The following is a 4518-nucleotide window of genomic DNA, read 5'->3' on the forward strand; positions in this document are numbered from 1 at the left end:
CTATGATACAAATACGTTAAAATATTGTTAACAGTTTTATTTAAAACGGTAAAACTAAAATATATTTTAAAAACTAACTAATCACGTGATAAAAAGTAGATTAAAAGCAATTTTAATAGATAATCAACACTAATTATTAAAAAAATGCATCTCTAAATACATGAATTAATATAAAAATAACCATAAACATGAAGCTATAACTATTCAATTGGAAATAATTCTATTTTCATGAAAAAACTAAAAAAACTTTTGAATAAATGTAAAATTTTATTCAAAAAAAATTATTTTAAATCGATGAATAACGCAAAAGTGTCGATGAAAGTAACTGTATACCACGACCGAATTCTCAATTTTCCTTGCAAATAATAATCTAGAAAACTAAAGTGAAATAGTTTAAAGCAGAACGATACCTATTCTTATAGAATTACATGGTATCAATACTAAAAAACAATAACAATTAAAATTGATCAAAAAAAAGACCGTCTTTAAAGACAGTCCAAGTTATACCGGTAATAAATAATTTTAAACACTGCCTTCAACCCAACAACTAGTACCATTACTGGTATTCAGACTAGTAAATTTTCTAAATTTGTCCGTTAAATATTCTACCTAAATTATCATCAGTTGAAGACACATAATTTGAGTCTAATGAATAGCTTTTCTATTCGAATTCAAAAAAAAATTTGCCTTCAGAATCTCGCAAAATAAGGTCTAGACTTGTTTACTAATATAGCCAAACAAGTACAGGATTTAAGATCCGTTTTAAAACTTTAAATTATTATAGATATTTTGAAGTTAAAAATGAGCCTACAACTCGTCACTAGTAAAAGTAGTAAAGCTTTTCTTTTTAAAAGGTCTAATGATGAGCCTGCCCTCACGATCAAAACGAATGTAATTGTAGACCCAGTTTAGAAATACAACGGCTTTGTTCTTGAAACCAATGAGCGAAAACAAATGGACAAACATCCAAACGAACCAAGCAAAGACACCATTAAAATGATATTTAGGCAAATCGACTACAGCTTTATTCCTGCCAATGGTAGCCATAGAACCTTTGTCATTGTATTCAAATGCTTCCAAGGGTTCCTTTTTAAGTAATCGTATTATATTCGTGCCTAATACTTCCCCTTGTTGCAAAGCAGGTTGAGCCATCATAGGATGCCCTTCTGGATAGGCAGCTGATACCATAGACGCAATATCGCCAATAGCAAATATATTTTGGTAGCCATGAACCTGACTGTATTCATTGACTTTGATTCGCGCTACTTTTTCAACCAATGATTTTCCATCTAAACCGGCAACTAATGCACCTTGAACTCCTGCGGTCCAGATTACGGTAGCGGTATCAAAAGTCAAATCAGAATTGGTTGTAATGGTACGTCCATCATAATTGGTCACACGAACGTTTTTCCAAATCTTGACTCCTAAACTTGTTAAAAATTTCTCTGCAGCTTGAGATGATGCTTCGCTCATGGTATTTAGAATTCGATCACCGCTTTGAATTAAATTTATTTCCATTTTAGCAATATCCAAATCCGGATAATCTTTTTGGAGAATGGCTTTTTTCATCTCGGCAAGAGCACCTGCAAGCTCTACTCCTGTTGGCCCACCTCCTACCAAAACAAAATTGATCAAACTATTTTGTTCCGAAACATCTTTGGTAAGTACTGCTTGTTCAAAATTCTCTAAGATGAGACTTCTTATATTGAGTGACTGCGGTATGGTTTTCATGGCCATACTGTTGCGTTCTATTTCTTTATTTCCAAAATAATTCGTTTTGGAACCCGTAGCAATAACCAGATAATCATAGTTTAACTCCCCAATTTCGGCAATTACTTTTTGATTTTTAGTGTCAATTTCCTGAACATTAGTCAATCTAAAATAAAAATCATCATATTCTTGAATCACTTTCCGAATGGGATATGCAATAGATCCTGCCTCTAATCCGCCAGTAGCCACTTGATACAGTAAGGGCTGAAACGTATGGTAATTGTGCTTGTCCAGTAATACTACTTGCACTTTTTTATTCTTTAATTTTTTTGCCAAGGCTATTCCCGCAAATCCGCCACCTATTATGACCACTCTGGGTAAGGATGAATGAGGTATGTTCATTGTATTGTATTGACTGTTTGATTCCAAATATACAAAGATATTTTAATGTACCTCAACAACCAATGTATAATAACGGAACTGCATGTGGGGCTTAATCGTATTTCAAAATCGCTTTTTACAAACAGATTTTAATGCTCTACAACTGAAAAAATACAGATAGTCAACTCTTTTAAAAATGAAGGACGAATCATTTTCAAAAACAAAATAATTTCAATCTGAATACATTTAAGGCGAGATAAACAACTATAATACTGTTATTGTAGCATTGTATTTCGTAACAATCCATACATATTAACTTCCAATAGGTAGGATTGCATTAAACAATTGGTAAATGGGCATTTAAAAATGTACTTTTGCAAAAAAAATACACTTGTGAATTACCTTTCAGTAGAAAACATATCGAAATCATTTGGAGAAAGAACCTTGTTTAAAGACATTTCTTTCGGGATAAATAAAGATCAAAAAATTGCTTTTATTGCCAAAAACGGTTCTGGAAAAACCACTATAATGAGCATTATCAATGGTCTTGAAGAAGCAGATTCTGGCCAAGTTGTGCTTAGAAAAGGTATTAAAATGGCGTTTTTGTCCCAAAACAATAATTTGCAAGACGAATTGACTATTGAAGAAAGCATTTTTGCCTCTGATAATGAAACGCTAAAAGTTATTGAAGCCTACGAAAAAGCATTGGAAAATCCCGAAGACGAAGAGGCGTACCAAAAAGCTTTCGATGGTATGGATCAGCATAATGCTTGGGATTTTGAAACACAATACAAGCAAATTTTATTCAAATTGAAATTAGAAAATTTCAAGCTTAAAGTAAAAAACCTTTCGGGTGGACAAAAAAAGCGTCTATCACTAGCCATCATTTTGATCAACCGTCCTGATTTATTAATTCTGGATGAACCTACGAATCACTTAGATTTAGAAATGATTGAATGGCTCGAAAGTTACTTTGCCAAAGAAAATATTACCCTGTTTATGGTGACACACGACCGTTTTTTCTTAGAGCGTGTGTGTAATGAAATCATAGAATTAGACAACGGAAAATTATACCAATACAAAGGAAATTACTCGTATTATTTAGAGAAAAAAGAGGAACGCATTGCCTCAGAAAATTCAAGTGTTGATAAAGCACAGAATCTTTTTGTGAAAGAATTAGAATGGATGCGCCGTCAGCCAAAAGCGAGAACGACAAAATCAAAATCGCGTCAGGATGATTTTTATGAAATCAAGGAAAAAGCACAAAGCAGGCGTCGTGAAAACAAAGTAGAGCTTGAAATTAACATGGAACGCATGGGAAGCAAGATTATTGAGCTTCACAAAATTTCTAAAAAATTCAAGGACCATGTGATCATGGACAACTTTAGTTTTGATTTTCAACGTGGTGAACGTATTGGAATCATTGGTAAAAACGGAACAGGAAAGTCGACTTTCTTGAATTTATTGACTGGTACTTTACCGCTTGATGGCGGGAAAGTGGTAGTAGGTGAAACCATAAAAGTAGGCTACTACACGCAAAGCGGAATCAACCCAAAACCAGGACAGCGCGTTATAGATGTCATTAAGGAATACGGAGAATTTATTCCGTTGATGAAAGGAAAATTGATTTCGGCATCACAGTTGTTAGAACGATTTTTATTTGATGCCAAAAAACAATATGACTTTGTAGACCGATTGAGCGGTGGTGAGTTGAAACGTTTGTACCTGTGTACCGTTTTGATTCAGAATCCGAACTTTTTGATTCTGGATGAACCAACTAATGATTTGGACATTGTAACACTTAATGTACTAGAGAGTTTTTTACTAGATTATCCAGGCTGTCTTTTAGTAGTTTCTCACGATAGATACTTTATGGACAAAATTGTGGATCACTTATTCATTTTTAGAGGTAACGGTGTTGTGGAAGATTTTCCAGGAAACTACTCTGATTTTAGAGCCTATGAAGACAGTGCTGATGTAGCCCAAAAAGAGGAAAACAAAGCCGAAAAGAAAGACTGGAAACAAAACAATCCCACCGGAAATTTAACTTTTAATGAGCAAAAAGAATTCCAGAAAATAGAACGAGAAATCAAAGATTTAGAGATTCAAAAAGTAGCTATTGAGCAACTTTTTTCGGATGGAAAAATTACTGATGCTGATATTGAGAAAAAAGGAAATGAATTGCAAAACCTCATCCAAAAGATGGAACTTAAAGAAGAACGTTGGTTTGAATTAAGCGCCAAAATGGAAGGTTAAAATTAGGACTCAGTTGCAGTTTGCAGCTTGGAACATTATTACTATTTAGGATTAAATCCACAACAAAATTTTGATTTTGTTGTGGATTTTTTTTTGCATAAAACCAATTTTTGACTGGTAAGAAAAATTACATTGAATTAAAAGACCGATCGGTGTTTTGTAGTTTATTTT

General features: G+C 33.3%; 2 protein-coding genes. One reads left to right on the forward strand and one right to left on the reverse strand.

Translation table 11 applies throughout. The annotated features are described in order from the left end of the window. Window positions 1-807 precede the first annotated feature (807 nt). Window positions 808-2112 (reverse strand): NAD(P)/FAD-dependent oxidoreductase, encoded by a 1305-nt coding sequence (locus DNC80_RS14780; protein ID WP_182651872.1) that lies wholly within the window; start codon window positions 2110-2112, stop codon window positions 808-810. A gap of 372 nt (window positions 2113-2484) precedes the next feature. Between DNC80_RS14780 and DNC80_RS14785 the strand changes: the two genes are divergently transcribed. Continuing rightward, window positions 2485-4347, forward strand: a complete 1863-nt coding sequence (locus tag DNC80_RS14785; RefSeq protein ID WP_086455173.1) for an ABC-F family ATP-binding cassette domain-containing protein — start codon at window positions 2485-2487, stop codon at window positions 4345-4347. The last annotated feature ends 171 nt before the right edge of the window (window positions 4348-4518 follow it).

This window comes from Flavobacterium sp. SOK18b, assembly GCF_014156605.1.
Classification (GTDB): Bacteria; Bacteroidota; Bacteroidia; order Flavobacteriales; family Flavobacteriaceae; genus Flavobacterium; species Flavobacterium tiangeerense.

Coding starts and splice junctions, on each gene's coding strand:
- DNC80_RS14780 (WP_182651872.1), bottom strand. CDS start 2,112: ATGAACATACCTCATTCATCCTTACCCAGAGTGGTCATAATAGGTGGC.